The 18,045-nt window shown below is 70.7% G+C and carries 17 protein-coding genes; 6 read left to right on the plus strand and 11 right to left on the minus strand.

The window, feature by feature from the left end; genetic code table 11:
- Positions 1-134: 134 nt before the first annotated feature.
- A complete protein-coding gene (locus ACZ4WS_RS00005) occupies positions 135-1,313 on the minus strand; it encodes a PucR family transcriptional regulator (protein ID WP_467975730.1) in 1,179 nt (392 codons plus the stop codon).
- Between the two features lie 113 nt (positions 1,314-1,426).
- Here ACZ4WS_RS00005 and ACZ4WS_RS00010 point away from each other — a divergent pair, with 113 nt between their 5' ends.
- Positions 1,427-2,596 (plus strand): lactate 2-monooxygenase, encoded by a 1,170-nt coding sequence (locus ACZ4WS_RS00010; RefSeq protein ID WP_467975732.1) that lies wholly within the window; start codon positions 1,427-1,429, stop codon positions 2,594-2,596.
- Positions 2,593-3,594, plus strand: a complete 1,002-nt coding sequence (locus ACZ4WS_RS00015) for a 2-hydroxyacid dehydrogenase (protein WP_467975734.1) — start codon at positions 2,593-2,595, stop codon at positions 3,592-3,594. The genes ACZ4WS_RS00010 and ACZ4WS_RS00015 overlap by 4 nt, the downstream gene beginning before the upstream one ends.
- A 2-nt stretch (positions 3,595-3,596) precedes the next feature.
- Here the strand turns inward: ACZ4WS_RS00015 and ACZ4WS_RS00020 are convergent, their stop codons facing one another.
- The 7 genes from ACZ4WS_RS00020 to ACZ4WS_RS00050 form a co-directional block, all read right to left on the minus strand.
- Positions 3,597-5,588, minus strand: coding sequence for an RICIN domain-containing protein (locus ACZ4WS_RS00020; protein ID WP_467975736.1), 1,992 nt, complete (start codon positions 5,586-5,588; stop codon positions 3,597-3,599).
- 533 nt (positions 5,589-6,121) lie between these two features.
- Positions 6,122-7,132 (minus strand): pyridoxal-phosphate dependent enzyme, encoded by a 1,011-nt coding sequence (locus tag ACZ4WS_RS00025; protein ID WP_467975737.1) that lies wholly within the window; start codon positions 7,130-7,132, stop codon positions 6,122-6,124.
- Between the two features lie 49 nt (positions 7,133-7,181).
- Positions 7,182-7,559, minus strand: a complete 378-nt coding sequence (locus ACZ4WS_RS00030; protein WP_075028158.1) for a toxin Doc — start codon at positions 7,557-7,559, stop codon at positions 7,182-7,184.
- A gap of 3 nt (positions 7,560-7,562) precedes the next feature.
- Positions 7,563-7,808, minus strand: coding sequence for a hypothetical protein (locus ACZ4WS_RS00035; RefSeq protein WP_099501331.1), 246 nt, complete (start codon positions 7,806-7,808; stop codon positions 7,563-7,565).
- Positions 7,809-7,888: 80 nt separating this feature from the next.
- Positions 7,889-8,044 carry a hypothetical protein gene (locus ACZ4WS_RS00040; protein ID WP_467975738.1) on the minus strand — a complete coding sequence of 52 codons (156 nt, stop codon included), beginning with the start codon at positions 8,042-8,044 and terminating at the stop codon, positions 7,889-7,891.
- On the minus strand, positions 8,044-8,619 hold the full coding sequence (locus ACZ4WS_RS00045) for a TIGR03086 family metal-binding protein (RefSeq protein ID WP_467975740.1): 576 nt from the start codon (positions 8,617-8,619) through the stop codon (positions 8,044-8,046). Before ACZ4WS_RS00045 ends, ACZ4WS_RS00040 begins: the two co-directional genes overlap by 1 nt.
- 90 nt (positions 8,620-8,709) lie before the next feature.
- Entirely contained in the window at positions 8,710-9,126 is a 417-nt protein-coding gene (locus ACZ4WS_RS00050) for an SRPBCC domain-containing protein (protein ID WP_467975742.1), read from the minus strand.
- 119 nt (positions 9,127-9,245) lie between these two features.
- Here ACZ4WS_RS00050 and ACZ4WS_RS00055 point away from each other — a divergent pair, with 119 nt between their 5' ends.
- The gene (locus tag ACZ4WS_RS00055; RefSeq protein ID WP_467975743.1) at positions 9,246-9,551 is read left to right on the plus strand and encodes an ArsR/SmtB family transcription factor; all 306 of its coding nucleotides are present in this window, start codon (positions 9,246-9,248) and stop codon (positions 9,549-9,551) included.
- Between the two features lie 2 nt (positions 9,552-9,553).
- Complete coding sequence (locus ACZ4WS_RS00060; RefSeq protein WP_467975745.1) at positions 9,554-10,012, plus strand: SRPBCC family protein; 459 nt, start codon at positions 9,554-9,556, stop codon at positions 10,010-10,012.
- Between the two features lie 32 nt (positions 10,013-10,044).
- On the opposite strand, the gene ACZ4WS_RS00065 is transcribed toward ACZ4WS_RS00060, so the two are convergent.
- Positions 10,045-10,653 (minus strand): hemerythrin domain-containing protein, encoded by a 609-nt coding sequence (locus ACZ4WS_RS00065; protein WP_467975746.1) that lies wholly within the window; start codon positions 10,651-10,653, stop codon positions 10,045-10,047.
- Entirely contained in the window at positions 10,650-12,263 is a 1,614-nt protein-coding gene (locus ACZ4WS_RS00070; RefSeq protein WP_467975748.1) for an MFS transporter, read from the minus strand. Before ACZ4WS_RS00070 ends, ACZ4WS_RS00065 begins: the two co-directional genes overlap by 4 nt.
- 183 nt (positions 12,264-12,446) lie before the next feature.
- Between ACZ4WS_RS00070 and sigJ the strand changes: the two genes are divergently transcribed.
- Entirely contained in the window at positions 12,447-13,412 is a 966-nt protein-coding gene (gene sigJ / locus ACZ4WS_RS00075) for an RNA polymerase sigma factor SigJ (protein ID WP_467975749.1), read from the plus strand.
- A complete protein-coding gene (gene qcrB, locus ACZ4WS_RS00080) occupies positions 13,409-14,968 on the plus strand; it encodes a cytochrome bc1 complex cytochrome b subunit (RefSeq protein WP_467975751.1) in 1,560 nt (519 codons plus the stop codon). The genes sigJ and qcrB overlap by 4 nt, the downstream gene beginning before the upstream one ends.
- Here qcrB and ACZ4WS_RS00085 read toward each other — a convergent pair.
- On the minus strand, positions 14,879-17,974 hold the full coding sequence (locus tag ACZ4WS_RS00085) for a glycoside hydrolase family 2 TIM barrel-domain containing protein (protein ID WP_467975753.1): 3,096 nt from the start codon (positions 17,972-17,974) through the stop codon (positions 14,879-14,881). The two genes, qcrB and ACZ4WS_RS00085, sit on opposite strands and share 90 nt — an antisense overlap.
- Between the last annotated feature and the right edge of the window lie 71 nt (positions 17,975-18,045).

An 18,045-nucleotide genomic window follows, 5' to 3' on the forward strand; every position in this document is an offset into this window, starting at 1 on the left:
GTGCTGAAGATCTTTTAGCCCGTCCGGCGTTTGAGGACGAGGCCGTCAGGCCGATAGCGGGGGTCTGGGGGCGCAGCCCCCAGGGAGGGGACGGGTAGGGGCGGAGGGGGCGAAAAACCCACGGCGTGCCGACGCTACGTCCCGATCGTGCGGGCGATGTCCAGCATGAGCCGTTGCCACGGATCCCGGGGATCGCGGGACGTCAGTTCGTGGATGCGGCGCAGCCGGTAGCGCAGGGACTGGGCGTGGAGGTGCAGTTCACGGGCGGCGGCGTTCGCCGAACCCGTGTCGAGGTACGCGGTGAGCGCCTCCAGAAGGTGTCGCTGAGCCGGGTCGGCGAGCGGACCGAGGACCAGCCGGGCGATGTGCTCCGGCGCGCTGGCCGGGCGCCCGGAGAGCAGCGCGAGGACATGCGCGTCGGCGTCGGTGAGGACGCGGCCGGGCCGATGGGCGTGGGCGGGTGCCATGTCGAGGGCATCGGCGGCAAGGCGATGGGCGACGGCGACCCGGTCCAGGCTCTCGCCGGTGATCGCGCAACCGCACCAGGACTGCCCGCCCAGCACCACCCCCGCCCTGGCGGAGGCCCCGGCCGGCAGCAGCAGAACGGCCCGGGAGCCACGTACCGTCGCCAAGGAGGTGACCTCGTCACCCGGAACGGCCAGCGCGTCGAGCAGCCCCGCCGCCGCGTCGTGCGCCATCTCGGGCCGGTCGCCACCGACCGGCTCGGCCACCAACAGGCAGTAAAGGTCGGGGAGTTGGATGCCCAGCCGGGCCGACCGGTCCGAGAGCGCGCCCACCGAGGCGTGCCGCCCGGCGATCAGATCGTCGAGCAGTAGCCGCAGCGCCCGGTCGCGGTCCCCGGCGAGGTCCTCGCTGGTGGCGGCGTACGCCGCGGCCATCTCCTCGGAGAGCGTGTCGAGCGCGGTCAGCAGCATCCGGGCGAGCGCGAAGGCGTCCTCGGCGGTGAGCCTGGGTGCGCGGGCCGCGATCTCGTCGGTGAGGACGGTCCCCGCCACGCGGTAGGCGCGCAGCACCGCCTGCACGGGGCGCCCGTCCGCCGCGCGGGCCGCCGCGATGCCCCTGAACCGCCGCAGATCGGCCATTTCCAGCGTGCCGTCGGTCGCCCAGAGATGGAGCAGCCTCTCAAGGCCCCAGGCCGCGATGGCCCGTACCTCCGGCAGCCTGCTGTCGTCGAGCGCCGCGTACACCGGCACCTGGTCGTGGACCGCGGCGACGATCGTCTCGACGACGCGCGGGTCGGCGGTCATCTCCTGCCGGATGCGCTCTCTGACTTCCATGGGCTTGCTTGTCACAAGGTGATGATCCCAGCCGCGCGATGTGCGCACCACAGTGGACGGGCCTTGTCACAGTCGCCAGGATCGACGTCGTACAGCGCGGTCTCAGGGACGAGAGGCGGGACGTACGGATGGCGAAGCATTGGGCCGACTTCCAGTACGAGATCTATCTGAATGGAATGACGGGCGCCGTACCGCGGCTGCCCACTGATCTGACGCGGCTGGAGGAGCTGACCGAGCAGCGGCTCGGGCCCGGTCCGGTCGGCTATGTGGCGGGCAGCGCGGGCAACGGCAGCACGGCGCGGGCGAACCGGGCCGCGCTCGACCGGCGCCGCATCGTGCCGCGCATGCTGCGCGATGTGCACGAACGCGACCTGTCCGTCGAGGTGTTGGGGCGCGCGCTGCCCGCGCCGGTGGCGCTCGCCCCCGTCGGTGTGCTGTCGATCATGCACCCGGACGCGGAGTCCGCCGCCGCGCGGGCCGCCGCGGCGCGGGGCGTCCCGTACATCCTGTCCTCGGCGTCCAGCACGCCGATGGAGCAGGTCGCGGAGGCGATGGGCGAGGCGGAGCGCTGGTTCCAGCTGTACTGGGCGAAGGACCGCGAGGTCACCCGGAGCTTCCTGAACCGGGCGAAGGCCGCCGGGTACACCGCGCTGCTCGTCACCCTCGACACGCCCCTGCTGGCCTGGCGCCCGCGCGACCTCGACCAGGCGTATCTGCCGTTCCTGCACGGAGTCGGCACCGCCAACTACTTCTCGGACCCGGCGTTCCAGGCGGGCCTGGCCAAGCCGGTGCACGAGGACCCGAACGCTGCCGTGATGCATTTCGTGGGCATGTTCGCGGACCCCGGCAAGACCTGGCCGGACCTGGAGTTCCTGCGGGAGAACTGGGACGGACCGATCGTCCTGAAGGGGATCCTGCACCCGGACGACGCCCGCCGCGCCGCCGACGCCGGGATGGACGGTGTGGTGGTCTCCAACCACGGCGGCCGGCAGGTGGCCGGTTCCGTCGCCGCGGCGGACGCGCTGCCGCGCGTGGTGGAGGCGGTCGGCGACCGGCTGACCGTCCTGTTCGACAGTGGCATCCGTACGGGCGACGACATCTTCAAGGCGCTGGCGCTGGGTGCGCGGGCCGTGCTCGTCGGACGTCCGTACGCCTACGGACTCGGCCTCGACGGTCAGGCGGGCGTCGAGCACGTCATCCGCTGTCTGCTCGCCGAGTTCGACCTCACGCTGGCCCTGTCCGGGCACGCCCGCCCCGCCACCATCGGCCCCGACGACCTGATCGAGGAAACCGCATGACCGCCACGCAGGACGCGGAGAAGAACACCGTGAAGAACGTGCTCGCCGTCGTCTCCCCCCACGTCGGCGGCCGTAATGCGGGCGCCGCGCTCGCCACCGTCTTCCCCGGGCAGGCCCATGTCACCGTCGTGGAGGCGACCGACGAGGACCCCGTCGCGCTGCGCGAGGCGCACGTCATCATCACGGGTCTGGGCCCGGTGACCGCCGAACACATCGCCGCCGCACCGGACTTGGAGCTCATCCAGTGCGCGAGCCACGGCTTCGACTACGTCGACCTGGACGCCGCGCACGCCCAGGGGGTGCCCGTCTGCAACATCGGATCCAGCGGGGCCGAGAAGCAGAACGTGGCCGAGCAGACCTTCGCGCTGATGCTCGCCCTCGCCAAGCAGCTGGTCCCGGCGCACACGGCGCTCGTCGACGCCGACTGGGCGCTGCCGCGGCTGCAGCAGTCCATCACCGAGCTGTCCGGCAAGACGCTCGGCATCGTCGGACTCGGGCACATCGGCGAGGAGGTCGCCCGCCGCGCGGTGGCGTTCGACATGAGCATCGTGTACGCGGGTCCCCAGCCCGTCAGCGCCGAGACGGCGGCCCGGCTCGGCGGTGCCCGCCATGTCGAGCTCGACGAACTGCTGCGTACGTCGGACTACATCACGCTGCACGCGCCGCTCACCGACGCCACCCGGCACCTGCTGAACGCCGAGCGGCTCGCGCTCCTCAAGCAGACCGCGTTCGTCATCAACACCGCGCGGGGCGCCCTGATCGACCAGGACGCCCTCGCGGACGCGCTGGAGGCGGGCGCCCTCGCCGGAGCGGGCATCGACGTCTTCGACCCCGAACCGCCCACGACGGCCCTGCGGTTGCTCAAGGCCCCGAACGTGGTGCTCTCACCGCATGTCGCGGGCGTCACGCGCGAGACACTCGTACGGATCGCGCTGGCTGCCGTCCAGAATGCCGCCGACTTCATGGACGGCAAGCCTCCGCGGGACGTCGTCTCGTAGCGTTACAGCCCCACTCCCCCGGTCACGTCCGGCAGTTGGACGGGCAGCGGCAGCGCGGGCCCGGGGCTGGCGGTGTCGCCGACGGCCACGGCGCGGGGTTCCTGGTAGGTCTCCGACGGCGTGGCCTCGGGATCGGCCTGCACCCCCGTCGACTGCTCGTCCGGCGGCTCGTTCGGGGGCTCGGGCATGCTGTCGGCGGACGGCGGCTCGCCGGTGGGCCGCGTCGAGGCACTGGCCGTGCCGGCGACCGACAGCGACTCGGGGCCGACCGACGAGGAGTCGGTCCGCCAGCGCTGCGCGTCGGAGCCGTCACGGACCTTGGCAACGATGTCGGCATCGGGGTCCGTGGAGCTCGGCGTGACGGCGAGTCCGTCGTCCCAGCGGGGCAGCAACTCGCCGCGCACGGTGAGGTCGTAGCGCACGTCGTCGCCGCGTGCCGCGCTCTCGGCGACGCAGCGGTCCAGGACGACGACACCGTCGTCGGCGTGGGAGTCCAGGCACAGTGCGGGGTTGGCGATGCTGCGCAGCAGGCCGTCGTCCTCGTACGACCACTGCTGGGTCCAGGCGGACGAGCACACCGCCAGTCCGGTCTCGGCGCCGGCCTTCGCCTTGCCGCCCCGGATGTCGAGGCACAGGTCGGCGGCGAGGTTGCGCAGCCGGGTCTGTTCGGTGGCCGTGGGGAGTCCGGCCGAGGTGGGGGGCGACGACACGGCGGGCGGGGCCTGGGAGCCGGGTGTCAGGGTGCGGCTGCTGCTCGCGCCGGTGGAGGCCGCGGGATCGGCGCCGCCGTCGTCATGCGACCACAGGCTGGCGGCGAGGACGGTCACGAGGAGGACGGCCGAGACCAGGCCCGCCCCCGTGAGCAGGGCCTTCGAGTGCCGCTGCCCCGCCTGCGTGATGCGGGCCGGGACGGGAAGCTGGGACAGCAGGCGATGGCGTCCGCCACTCCCCGAACCTCCACCACTCCCCGAGCCTCCACCACTCCCAGAACCTCCACCGCTTCCTGACCCTGCGCCGCTCCCCCAGCCTCCGTCGCTGCCCGAGCCTGCGCCGCTCCCCCAGCCTCCGTCGCTGCCCGAGCCTGCGCCGCTCCTGGGACGTCCGCCGCCACCTGCGCCCCGGCCACCGAAGGGGGATCCTGCCCGCGTGAGCGCTCCTCTCCGAGCGCGCCCCGGGCGTGAGTCGAGATAGCGCCGGGCGCCCCAGCCGAGTACCGCTTCGGCGAGCAGAACACCCAACCCGCCCTCGAAATGGCTGAGTTGCTCGGCGGCGTAACGGCAGTAGGGGCACTCCGTCAGATGCTGTTGGACATCGGGCAGCAAGGCACCGCCGCGGCGAATCGGTACGTCCAGCAACCGGTTGTAGAAGCGGCATTCCTTGGTCGGAGCGAGTTCCCGGTGGGCGCGTACACAGCCCTCCCGGAATTGCTCGCGGGCCTGCTCCAGAGCTGCCGACGCGATGTCGGTATCCATGCCCGACAGACCGGCCGGTACGGATATGTGTTCGGCCTCGACCTCGGTGTGCCACAGCAGGCACCGGGCGAGTCCCGGGAGGGCCTGGAAAGCACGCTCGGCGAGCTTCCGATTTTCGGCCGTCATGGACTTCGCCGCGCGCATACCGCGGCCCCCCGCGGGTTTCCTCAAGTCCGGCAGAACACCGGATATCCGATCGTCCGCGGACCACTCCTTGACGGTGTCCCTTACGGCCACGAGGAGTTGGGGCCTGATCGCGAGACCTGAATCGCCTTGTGCGAGGCGGTCGAGCACCTCGTGGAAGGAGGTCGCGGTCACCATGGAGGCGACATTCGCCGAAGAAGCGAGGCAGATGACCGAGTAGTCGTACGTCGGCTGCCAGTGCCGGGCCATCAGCAGGGCGACGGGATGGACGGCATCGCTCTCCGGCAGGCCTCTCAGCAGGGCGGCGAGATTCTCGTCGGATTCGCCGGGAACACCACTGGGCGGATAAGGGGGACGAGGGGGGTGGGGGGTGTGCACAGAGCGGGTTCCTTCCAAGGTGCAAGGTGGCACACAGAAGTTCCTGTCCGCCGAAAAGGAGCCCCTGATTGGTGCGTACCTTTTTGACGGAGTGCCAGGAAAACGGCTGGGGGACGAAGGCCGTACGGCGACCGTCGGTCAAGAGCCTTTGGAGCTCTTCGACAGCCCGGAATAGCGAACAGCGATTCAAACCCGGCCATTGACCCAGCGCAGGACGTTCACCCTCGCACAACACGCTCATGACCAACAAGGCACTTGAGCAACATCAGCATCATTGAAAGAAAGTCAAATCCTGCGGCAACTCCTGCGACGCGCACCGGCTTTCGATATTTTATGCGCCCCGTGCGAACCGTGCGCACACGCCGGTGTCCGTCGCACGCTCCCGGCGCACGGAACTCCGTAGTCCACTGGAACCGGCCCTTCTCGGAGGCCCCGCGCAGGACGGCGGCTCTCCCGCGCGAAACCGGCCGCCCGTCCCGATCCTCCCGCCCTCGGCCGGCGGCCCCGGGACGGGGCGGTGTGCCGATCCGCGATCAGCCCGCGGCGGTCCCTTCGGTGCTGAGCAGCACGACGGTCGAGGCGGGGCCGAGGCCGAGGCCCTGCTCGACAGCGGCCCGTACTCCCGCCAGGGGCGCTGCGCCACAGGGGCCGGAGGAGACGCCCAGGGCGGCCAGATCGCGGGCCGCGCGAGCACTGCCCGCGTCGGTGACGGCGACGGCGGCGTCCAGGCCGTCGCGGAGGTAGGGCCAGGCGAGGCTGGACGGCGTACCGCAATTGAGCCCCGCCATGGTGGTGTCGCCGGTCGTCACGCTCATCCGCCGGCCGTGGGTCAGGCTCGTCAGGACGCAGGACGCCGTTTCGGGTTCCACCGACAGCAGGCACGGGCCGGGCGTACGGCGGCTGCGGTAGTGCGTGACAGCCGCCTGCGCGAGGGATCCCACGCCGGCCGGGACGGCCACGAGATCGGGCAACTCGACTCCCGCTGCGGCCAGTTGGGCGTCGATCTCGGCGAACAGGGTGGAGTAGCCCTCGACGATCCGGCCCGGTATCTCCTCGTACCCGGGCCAGGCGGTGTCCTGCACCAGGACGGAGCCGGGCTCGCCCGCTACCTCGGCGGCCCGCCGCACCGCCTCGTCGAAGGGGCCGTCGACCCGCGTGACCCGCGCCCCTTCACCGGCGATGGCGTCGACGGCGGCCGGCCGCACCCCCTTCGGCACCAGGACATGGGCGCGCTGCCCGAGGAGGCGGGCCATGCGGGCCACGGCCCGGCCGTGGTTGCCGTCGGTGGCCGTGACGAGTGTGAGCGGCGTGTCCGCCGTGTGGAGGATCCAGTGGATGGCCCAGGACGCGCCCAGCGCCTTGAAGGCGGGCAGGCCGAGACGGGACGACTCGTCCTTGACGAGGACGCGGGCGACACCCAACTCGGCGGCGAGACTGGGCAGTTCGGTGAGTGGGGTGGGCGCATAGCCGGGCAGGGCGGCGTGGAAGGCGCGTACCTCACCGGGAGCGGGAGTACAGGTCCAGTCCCGGGCGGCAGGTCTCATGATCAGGGGCATACGGCCACCGTGTAGTCCTCCCCCTCCCCGGCCCGTCTCAGATCTGCCAGGAGCGCAGCCGGTCGGCCGCGCCGTAGACGTCCGTCTTGCCGGAGATCAGATCGCGGGCGAGGTCGACGAGGGCTCCGTACGGCGGGTCGATGCCGACGCCGCTGACGAACATGTACGCGACCGCCGCCGAGCAGGCGAAGCGGGCGTTGGCCGCCGGTAACGGCTTCAGCAGGGCCAGGGTGTGCAGGAGCGCGGCGGCGCGCCAGGCCGGGTCGGAGTCGACGCCGAGGCGGGGAGGGTCGACGCGGTGGCGGGCCACGGCGGCGACGAGCGCCGAGAAGTCGTTGACCGTCGGCTGGTCGGGCAGTACTTCTTCGTGGCGCTGGAGCAGCCAGGGCACGTCGATATGGATGACGGGAGCCATCGGTCAGGCGACCCGCCCCTCGCCCTTGGCGGGTGGTTCGTCCTCGGGGAAGGCGGCGGCGAACTCGTCCGCGTGCGCGGCGAAGAACCGGCGGAACACCTCCGCGCCTTCCTGCAGTGCCCGGTGCCGCACGATGTCGGCCGCGGCCGCCTCCCGTACCAGGGCCTTCATCGACGTACCGCGCTCCTTGGCTATCTGCCGCAGGTCCTCTAGCTCGCGGTCGCTGAACTCCACGTTGAGAGCTGGCATGCCCTCACGGTACCGCGCGGGTACTTAATCGTAAATACCACCAGGTCAGCGGCCATGAGCAGCGGTACCCGCAGCCGATTTCAGCGCGGCTGGGCGCGCGCCGCCTCCGCCAGCCAGTGCGCCCACACAGCGGACGGCAGGCAGATCCGGTCCTTCCCGAACATCTTGTAGCGCTTCGCCCCGCGCGGTTGTAGATCCTCGGCGAGGCGGGCGAACAGTTGGCCGGCGTCGGCCATCAGGCGACCTTGCGTCCGGTGAAGGCCAGCAGGCGCTCCAGCGGGGTGGCCTCGGCGGCGGGCTCGACCTCGGGGCCGAAGGCTCCGTTCGTCCGGGCGCCGTCGGCGATCTGTCCGGCGACCGCCGCCGCGGTGGCGACCACGTCGTCGTCGGCCGTGAACGGCTGGCCGGTGGCGGTGGCCAGATCCCAGCCGTGCACGGTCAGCTCCATGATGGTGATCATCCCGGCGAACGGAGCGGGGTAGGTGGTGCTCGACGCGAACGGCGTCTCGCCCTCCCAGGCTCCCGGCTCGGCCCACGCGGCGGCAAGCCGGTCGACGAGCGGCGGGAAGACCACCCAGGGAGCCTCGGTCAGCGTCACCGGGGCGTCGGCGGGCACCGGCTCCTTCGCGGCAGCGCAACCGCTCATCACGAGCGTGCCGAGCAGGTGCTCGCTGAGCTGATGGACGGTGAAGCCGGCGCAGGGAGTGGGGAGTTCCCGCTTGCCGGTGAGCGCGGGCTGCCGGGTGTACGCCTGGAGGTTGCGGGCGGCGCGGGCGAGCTGGTCGGCGAGCTCGACGGGGGTGGTGTTCATGGCGTGTCTCCGATGCGAGAGGGGTCGCTCACCCGGGAAGGGATGCGGCCCGGCGGGGAAGGAAGGTGCTTCTGCCGGTACTGACTCGGCTCAGCCGAAAAAGGGTTCGGGCTTGCCCGTCTCCGCGTACGCCTTGAGCGCCGTGAGCTTGGTCGCCCAGCCGTAGGTGAAGTTGCGGTAGGCGTCGTCCTGGGCCGGGAATCCGGCGTGCGTGAAGCGCAGCAGGACTCCGCCCTCGGGGACGTCGAGGATCTCGTACGTCTGCGTGGTGCCCTCCCACGGGCCGTTCTCTCCCGCCAGGACCAGCCGCCGGTCGCCGGACTCGGCGATGCGCAGCCGCCAGGGCTCCGGCATGCCGGGGAAGCTCAGCGCGTGCTCCGCCCCGACGCCCTCCCCTATCGCGGCGTCCGCAGTGAACCAGCTGCGTACGCCGGTCTCCGTGGCGAGGGCTTCGCGGACGGTGTCCGCCTCGGCCTCGATGGTCAGCTGCATGGCGATGTCGGCCATCGGATGCCCTCTCGGAAGGTGTCGCGAGTGTCCGGTATTGCCCGGAACCTCTTTCTTTAGTCGACACTAAAATAAGAACCGCGGCGGCGCAAGTTAAAGCCGTGACTAAAATAGGCGGCGTGGATCAGGTGAAGGCGATCAGTGAGCCGCGACGGCGGGCGATTCTCCAGCTCGTGTGGCACGAGGAGCTCTCGGCCGGAGAGATCGCCGAGCGCTTCGACGTCACCTTCGGCGCGGTCTCCCAGCACCTCAAGGTGCTCCGCGAGGCGGGCCTCGTCGTCGTTCGAAAGGACGGCACCAAGCGGTACTACCGCGCGGACCGTGCTGGGATGGGACCACTGGCCGCCTACTTGGAGTCCATGTGGGGCGACTCGCTGGACGCCCTGGCCGCGCTCGCCGAACAGGCCGAGCGGGAGGAGGAGTAGAAGTGACGATCACCCCCGACGGCTCCGTCGTCGTACAGCGGCACATCAAGGCCCGCCCGGAGACCGTGTTCTCCTTCTTCACCGACGCCGAGCGCTGGCTGTCCTGGCAGGGCATCGAGGGCGTCTTCGACCCGAAGCCCAGTGGTGCGTACCGGATGCGGGTCGTCGGTGACGCCACCGCCTCCGGGCGCTTCGAGGAGGTCGAGCCGTACAGGCGGGTCGTCTTCACCTGGGGCTGGGAGAACGAGGGCGACCCGGTACCGCCCGGCAGCAGCCGGGTCGAGGTCACCCTCGCGCCCGAGCCGGACGGCACCCTGCTCACCCTCACCCACTCCGGCCTGCCCGAGCCGGCCCGCGAGCCGCATCAGGAGGGCTGGGAGCACTACCTCGACCGGCTCGCCGTACGGGCGCCCGGCGGCGACCCCGGCCCGGACAGCTGGATGGAGCCGAAGCCCGCCTGAGCGCCCTGGGGCCGGGGTCGCACGCCGCCCGGTCAGCTCTGCCACAACCCGCGCCTGCGGTAACCCGCCTCCCAGAACAGGCGGTTGAGGACGCGGACGGGCGGGGGCAGTGCGCCGAGGAACGCGGCGCGGTCGGCGGGCGGGATGCCGTCGATGATCCACGGCACGAAGACGGCGGCCCCGCGCATGCCCTGCGTTTCCCGGATACGACCGGTGAAGGCACCCCAGTCCGCTGCCGTCAGCACCTCCTGGATCAGCGGCAGGGCGCTCTCCTCCTCGTGCTTGAGGTGATCGTCGAGGGTCGTGGCCAACGTGTGGACCAGCTCGGGGAGTTCGGCCGACCGGTCCAGGAGGGCCGCGTCGACGGCGGCGAGCAGCGGGTCGAGGAGGGCGTGCTCCGCCTCCATCTCGGCGAGGAGGGCGACGTCCTGGGGACGGCCCTCGAGCTTGCGCTCCACCCGCGGCCACAGGTCGCTGTCCTCGGCCGCGTGGTGGATGTGCAGCTGATGTGTGAAGTTGTCCCAGCCGGCGCGGACTTGAGGCGTGAAGGCGGTGCCGTCCGCCGCGGCCTTCCCGAGGCGTTCCACGTCGCGCCGGAACGCGTCGTGGGAGGCGTACATGGCGGTGAGGTCGATGCTCATGAGGTGGCTTCCTCCAGTTCGGGTTCGTACACGGGCAGGGCGTGCGGGTTGGCGGACGAGCCGTGCTGGCGGCGTACGGCGAGGCAGGCGAGCGCGCCCGCCAGCAGGACCGCGGCGGAGACCAGGAAGGCGGGGCCCATCGCGTGCACGAAACCGTGGCCGAAGACCTGGCCCCCGAGCTCGCGCATACGGTCGGCGACGCCGTGCGGCACCCCGGACGGGACTCCGGCCGACTGCTGGGCGTTCACGTCGGACTCCCCCTTGGAGAAGGCGGCGACGAAGCCGTCGCGGTACGCGGCGGGGAGCTGCCCGGCGCGCTGCCGCGCCTGGTCGGTCAGTGAGGAGGCCAGCTGGGCCTGGAGCACGGCTCCGACGACGGCGCCCGCGAGTACCGAACCGACTTGCCTCAGCGCGGTGTTGACGCCCGAGGCGGCGCCGGACAGGCGCGCCGGTACGTTGCGCATGACCTCCGTGGCCATCGGCGCGAAGGTGCAACCGGCGCCCAGGCCGGCCAGGAAGAGCGGGAAGGCGACCGCCGTCCAGCTCGAACCGACGTCGGTCGCGGCCATGATCCAGATCAGGGCCGCCGCCCAGGCGAGCAGCCCGGTCATCAGGATGAACTTGCCGCCGATCTTGTCCGCGAGGACTCCGGCGGGTCCGGCCATCACGAACGAGCCGAGCGCGAGGGGCAGGAACACGAGTCCGGACTTGAGGGCGCTGAAGCCCAGCACGGACTGGAGGTAGATCGTCAGCGGCAGGAACATGCCGATCACGCCGAAGGACACCGTGACGGCGACGAAGTTGATGAGGGTGAAGTTGCGGTCCTTGAAGAGCGAGAACGGGACGAGCGGGTCGTCGCCCTGCTGACCGCGCTCATGGCCGAGGAAGCAGGCGAAGAGCACCGCCGCCGCGCCGAACAGCGTCCAGATCCAGCCGTTCCAGTCGTACCGCTGCCCCTCGGTCAGGCCGAAGGCCAGGCAGAACAGGGCACTTGAGGCGAGCAGTACGCCGAAGGTGTCGAAGCGGTGGCGGACCGTGCGCCGCGAACCCGGGATGATCGCCACGGCGAGGCACAGGACCAGCACTCCGAGCGGCAGATTGACGAAGAAGATCCACCGCCAGTCGAGGTGGGTGATCAGCGCGCCGCCGACGATCGGGCCGAGGGCGCCGGAGATGCCCGCGACCGCGCCCCAGATCCCCATCGCCGCACCGCGCCGGTCCGCCGGGAACACGTCAGCGATGATCGACAGGGTCTGCGGCATGAGCAGCGCCGCGCCCAGGCCCTGGACCGCCCGGAAGGCGATCAGCTGGGCCGGGTCCCGCGCGAGGCCGCAGGCCAGGCTGGCGAGCGTGAACAGCGCGATGCCCGCGATGAACAGGTTCCGCTTGCCGCGCAGGTCACCGAGGCGGCCCGCGGTGATCAGCAGGACAGCCAGGGCGAGCGTGTAGGCGTTGACGACCCACAGGATCTCGTCGAGCGAGGCGTTCAGGTCCTGACCCATGTCGGGGATCGCGATGTTCACGATCGTCAGGTCGAGGAGCGTCATGAAGAACCCGAGGGAGAGCGTGACGAGGATCGCCCATGGGTTGCCGTGCCATTTCTTGAACACGATGTGTGTCTCCTTGTGTCGAAGCGATGCCGAGGCATCGGACTCGCGTTCAAGAGGGAGGGCGCGACGGCCGGTGTGACACCGGGAGAGCCACCTGAGACGTACGTCACATTTCACCGTCGGACGTCACATTCGGCCCCTCTTTCGCCCTCGCAGTAGTGAGCGCATCAAGGGAGGCAAGGCATGTCCGAAAGGCCCGGGGCCGGGATCGACGGCGCGACATCGGGGACCGACACCGCGACGCGCGTCTTCGTCGACCACCGCGAGCTGCTGTTCGCGATCGTCTACAACATGCTCGGCAGCGTCGCCGACACCGAGGACGTGCTCCAGGACACCTGGCTGTCGTGGACGGGCCGTGCCCACCGCTCCCCGCTCGACGGGATCGACAACCCGCGCGCCTACCTCGTGCGCATCGCGGTGAACCACGCGCTCGCCCGCCGCGCCGCCATCACCCGCCGCCGCGAGACATATGTGGGCCCGTGGCTGCCGGAGCCCCTGCTCGACGAGCCCGCCTCCGACGACTCCGCCGACCACACCCTGCGGGCCGAGTCGGTGTCGCTGGCGATGCTCGTGGTCCTGGAGTCGCTGACCCCGCTGGAGCGGGCGGTGTTCGTCCTCCACGAGGTGTTCGGCTATGCGCACACCGAGATCGCGGAGGTCATCGACCGCAGCCCGGCGGCGGTACGCCAGCTCGCGCACCGCGCCCGGGGGCACGTGCACGCCCGCCGTCCGCTCTACCGGGCCCATCCGCGGGTACGCCGTCAGGCCACCGAACGCTTCGTGGAGGCCGCGCTCGGCGGGGACATCGCCGCGCTGATGGAGATCCTCGCGCCGGACGTCACGGTGTGGACGGACGGCGGCGGCAAGGCACACCGGGCGGGGCTGCGGCCGGTGCACGGCAGGGACAAGGCGGCCCGGCTGCTCGCCGGCTACGCCACGCGCCGCGGGACGGACTTGGAGGTCAGCTACCGGCGGGTCAACGGTGACGACTCCGCGGTGGTGTTCGAGGGCGAGTCGCCGTACGCGGTCATGGTCATGGACCTCACCCCGGACGGCGAGCAGGTGTCCGACGTCTACATCGTCACCAATCCCGACAAGCTGGCGCATGTGCGGCGGAACGAAGAGGCCGGGGAGGGGGAGCCCGCGTGACGGCGACAGAGCGCCCGCCCGAGAAGGCGTCCTCCGGTGAGCGGGTCGCCGACTGGTTCGACGGCCGTCTCGGCGTCTACGCCCTCGGCAGGCGGTACCTCCGCAAGGTCTTCCCGGACCACTGGTCCTTCCTCCTCGGCGAGATCTGCCTCTACAGCTTCATCGTGCTGATCCTCACCGGCGTGTATCTGACGCTGTTCTTCCACCCGTCGATGAACGAGGTGGTCTACCACGGCAGTTACGTCCCGCTCAACGGCATCCGCATGTCCGAGGCGTACGCCTCCACGCTCGACATCAGCTTCGACGTGCGCGGCGGACTGCTGATCCGGCAGATCCACCACTGGGCCGCGCTGATCTTCCTCGCCGGGATGCTGACGCACATGATGCGGCACTTCTTCACGGGCTCGTTCCGCAAGCCCCGCGAGGTGAACTGGCTGTTCGGCTGGACGCTGCTGCTCCTCGGCCTGTTCGAGGGCCTCTTCGGCTACTCGCTGCCGGACGATCTGCTGTCCGGGACCGGGATGCGGTTCGTGGACGGGGCGCTCCTGTCGGTGCCGATCGTCGGCACGTATCTGTCGTTCTTCCTGTTCGGCGGGGAGTTCCCGGGCCATGACGTCGTGGGCGTCTTCTACTCGCTCCACATCCTGCTGATCCCGGGGATCATGGCGGCTCTCGTGGTCGCCCATCTGATCCTGGTCGTCTACCACAAGCACACCCAGTTCGGGGGGCCGGGAAAGACCGAACGCAACGTCGTGGGCACGCCGTTCCTGCCGGTCTACATGGCGAAGGCGGGCGGCTTCTTCTTCCTGGTGTTCGGTGTCATCGCGCTGATCGCGGCGGTCGCGACCATCAACCCGGTCTGGACGTACGGCCCTTACCGCGCCGACCAGGTGTCGACGGGGGCGCAGCCCGACTGGTATCTGGGCTTCGCGGAGGGGCTGGTCCGCGTCATGCCGGGCTGGGAGATCACCGTGGCGGGGCACACGCTCGTACTCGGGGTGCTCATCCCCATCGTCGTCTTCCCGCTGCTCCTGGTCCTCATCGGCGTCTATCCGTTCGTGGAGGCCTGGGTCACCAAGGACCGGAGTGAGCACCATCTGCTGGACCGCCCGCGCAACCGGCCGGTCCGTACGTCGCTCGGGACGGCGTGGATCAGCGTGTATCTGATCCTGCTCGCGGGCGGCGGCAACGACATCGTGGCGACGCGCTTCCATCTGTCGATCAACACCGTGACCTGGACGGTGCGGATCGCCCTGTTCGCGGTCCCCGTCCTCGTCTTCGAGGTGACTCGGCGCATCTGTCTGGGGCTGCAGCGGCGGGACCGCGAGCTGGTGGCGCACGGCCGTGCGACGGGCGTCATCAAACGCCTGCCGCACGGCGAGTACGTCGAGGTGCACCGCCCGCTCGGCCCGGCCGAACTCCACACGCTGACCGAGCACGAGCGACGGACGCTCCCCGTCGGCCGTTCAGCCGGCGGGGACCTCCAGGCGACTGATCCGCAGCCCGCCGTCGGCGGCTCCCGGGTGCCCGCTGGTCATGAGGAGCCGCAGCCGTGAGCCGCGTGCCGCCTCGAAGGTGATCACCGTCGGCGCGTCGGACGCGGTGGCCCAGTCCACGACCGCGCCCTGCACCGGCACGTACCGCTCGCCGTCCCAGACCGCGACCTCGACCGAGGCGGGCAGCGTGTGGGTCGCGTCGACGGTGAACGAGACCTCGACGCGGTCGACGGTGCGGGCCCGCGCCCAGGTGATCGACACCCAGTCCTCGGGGCGGGCTCCATTGAACGCGGGCAGCAGGGCCGTCGCCGACTTGGAGAAGGCGTTGGACCAGCCGGTGGCCGCGTCGCCGTCGATCAGGGCGGCGGGGAGGGTGTCGGGGCGGCCGGAGTAACTGGCGTCCGCGTACGGATAGTTCGGGGCCGCCGGGTAGTCCGGCTCGAACGCCGTCGCCGGAGTGGTCGCCTTCGACCCGGCCGTGGTGGTGCGTACGGTCGTGGAGGCCGTACGCAGGCCGTCCCCGCGTGCGGTCACCTTCAGGGTGCCCGCCTTCGACCCGGACCTGACGATCACCAGCGCCTTGCCGTGGAAGGCGGTTCGGGTGCTCGCCTGGTAGCGCTCGGCGCTCTCCTCCCGGCCGTTGTCGACTCCGGCGAGTGAGCCGCCCGCCACGTCGAACGCGAGCAGGTCCTCGGCGTCGGGCACCACGACACCGCGGGCGTCGACCACCTCCGCGATGACGAAGCACAGGGAACGGCCGTCCGCCGCAAGCGTCTTGCGATCCGGCGTGAGGCGGATCGTGTGGGGCTGCCCCGCGGTCCGCAGGACGTCCGTCGCCACCGTCCTGCCGTCCCGACGGGCGACCGCCTTCAGCTCTCCGGACTCGTACGGCACCTTCCAGCCGAGGTGCAGTTTGCCCGCGCTGCCGTTCGGGCTGGTGTAACTCCCTGGATAGGGGCCATCGGTGAAGGTTTTGTCGTCGCCGGTCGCCTCCGTGGTCTCCAGGTACGTACGGCCGTCGGTGGTCTTCTTGGTGCTGAACTCCCGGATACCGAGGGACTTTCCGTTGAGGAACAGCTCGACGGTGTCCACGTTCGCGTACGCCCAGACCTCGACCGTGTCCCCCGCCTCGTGGTTCCAGCTCATGGGCAGCAGATGGACCATGGGCTCGCTCGTCCACTGGCTCTTGAACAGGTGGTACATGTCCTTGGCGAAGCCCGCCGTGTCGACCGCGCCGAAGAAGGAGGCCTTCACCGGGAAGACGTCGTACGGCGTCGGCTCCCCGATGTAGTCGATGCCCGACCACAGGAACTGCCCGGCGAACCATTTCCGGTCCCGGTCCTTCTTGTGCCCGTACTCGCCGCTCATCGTCCAGGAGGCGAGGTTGTTGTCGTACGACGAGACCGCGCGCCTTCCAGGGGTGTGGTTCTCGCCGGTGTTGAGGTGCTCCGGCTCCTGGTAGGTGCTCCGCGTCGAGGTCTCGGACGACGACTCCGACTCGAAGAGGAACAGGTGCGGGTAGGCGGCGTGCAGGGCGTCCACCGACTTGGCGGTGTTGTAGTTGAGGCCGAGGCCGTCCAGCTTGGCGAGCATGAGGTCGGCCGCGGAGCCCTTCGTGGGGACGCGGCGGTATTTGTCCGAGCCGATGACCAGCGGCCGGGTGTCGTCCGCCGCCTTGATCGCGCCGATGACGCGGTCCGCCATGGCGAGTCCGGCGGTGGACGTCGAGTCGGGGATCTCGTTGCCGATGGACCACAGGACCACGGCGGGCGAGTTGCGGGCCGCGAGGACCATCTCGGTGGCGTCCTTCTCGCACCACTCGTCGAAGAACCGGCCGTAGTCGTAGGTCGTCTTGCGGGTCCGCCAGCAGTCGAACGCCTCCACCATCATCACGATGCCCAGCTCCTCGCAGACCTGGATCATCTGCGGCGAGGGCGGGTTGTGGGAGGTGCGGAAGGCGTTGACGCCCATCGACTTCATGATGGTCATCTGCCGGCGTACGGCGTCGATGCTGATCGCGGCCCCGAGCGCGCCCTGGTCGTGGTGCAGGTCGACGCCCTTGATCTTGGCGTGGGTGCCGTTGAGGTGGAAGCCCTCGTCCGGGTCGAAGCGGAACTGCCGGATGCCGAAGGGGGTGCGGTGGGTGTCGACGGTCTCGCCGCCGACGCGCAGTTCGGTCTCCAGGGTGTAGCGGTGGTCCGGGGTCGCGAAGTCCCACACCTTCGGCTTGGCGACGGTGAGTTCGTGGGTCTCGTCCACCCGGTCGCCGACCGTGACCGTGGTGGCCGTACGGGCGGCCGTACGGCCCTTGGGGTCGACGACCCGTGAGATGACCTGGACATCGGCCGAGGCACCGGTTTCATTGACGACGGTCGTCCGGGCCCGTACCACCGCCCGCTCCGCCGTGATGTCCGGCGTCGTGACATAGGTGCCCCAGCGCTGGACGTGCACCGGCTCGGTGACGACCAGCCGGGCCTCGCGGTAGATGCCGCTGCCCGAGTACCAGCGGCTGCTGGGGAGTTGGTTCTGGACCTTGACGGCGATGACGTCGGCGGTGGTGCCGTCGGTGTGCAGCAGGTCGGTGAGGTCGAAGGCGAACCCGGTGTATCCGTAGGGGTGGCGGCCGACTTCCGTGCCGTTGCAGTACACGTACGCGTCCATGTAGACGCCGTCGAACTCCACCGAGATCCGCTTGCCCGCGAGGGAGGGCGGCAGGGTGAAGGCGGTGCGGTACCAGCCGAGGCCGCCGGGGAAGAACCCTGTGCCGCTGGTGGTGCCGTGCTCCGTGGTGGGGGTCTGCTCGATGCTCCAGTCATGGGGTACCGCGACCTCGCGCCACGCCGAGTCGTCGTAGCCGGGCTGCGCGGCGCCCTCGTACGCGCCCGTGGGGTCGGTGATCCCGCCCGGGTTGACCAGCGCGAAGCGCCAGCCGTCGCGCAGTTCGACCGTGCGTCGGCCCGTGGCGCGCTCGGAGGACGCGGCCCAGGCGTCGGCCGCGCCCGGGAGCGCTCCGACCGCGGGTACGGCCGTTCCTGCGACCAATACGGATCTTCGAGTGACCGTCACGGCGGCTCTCCCTCGTCAGGGCCCATAAGTCATCACAACTGATCGTGAACAAACAGATTCTGACGGGGCGA

This window comes from Streptomyces sp. NPDC029292 (assembly GCF_055569295.1).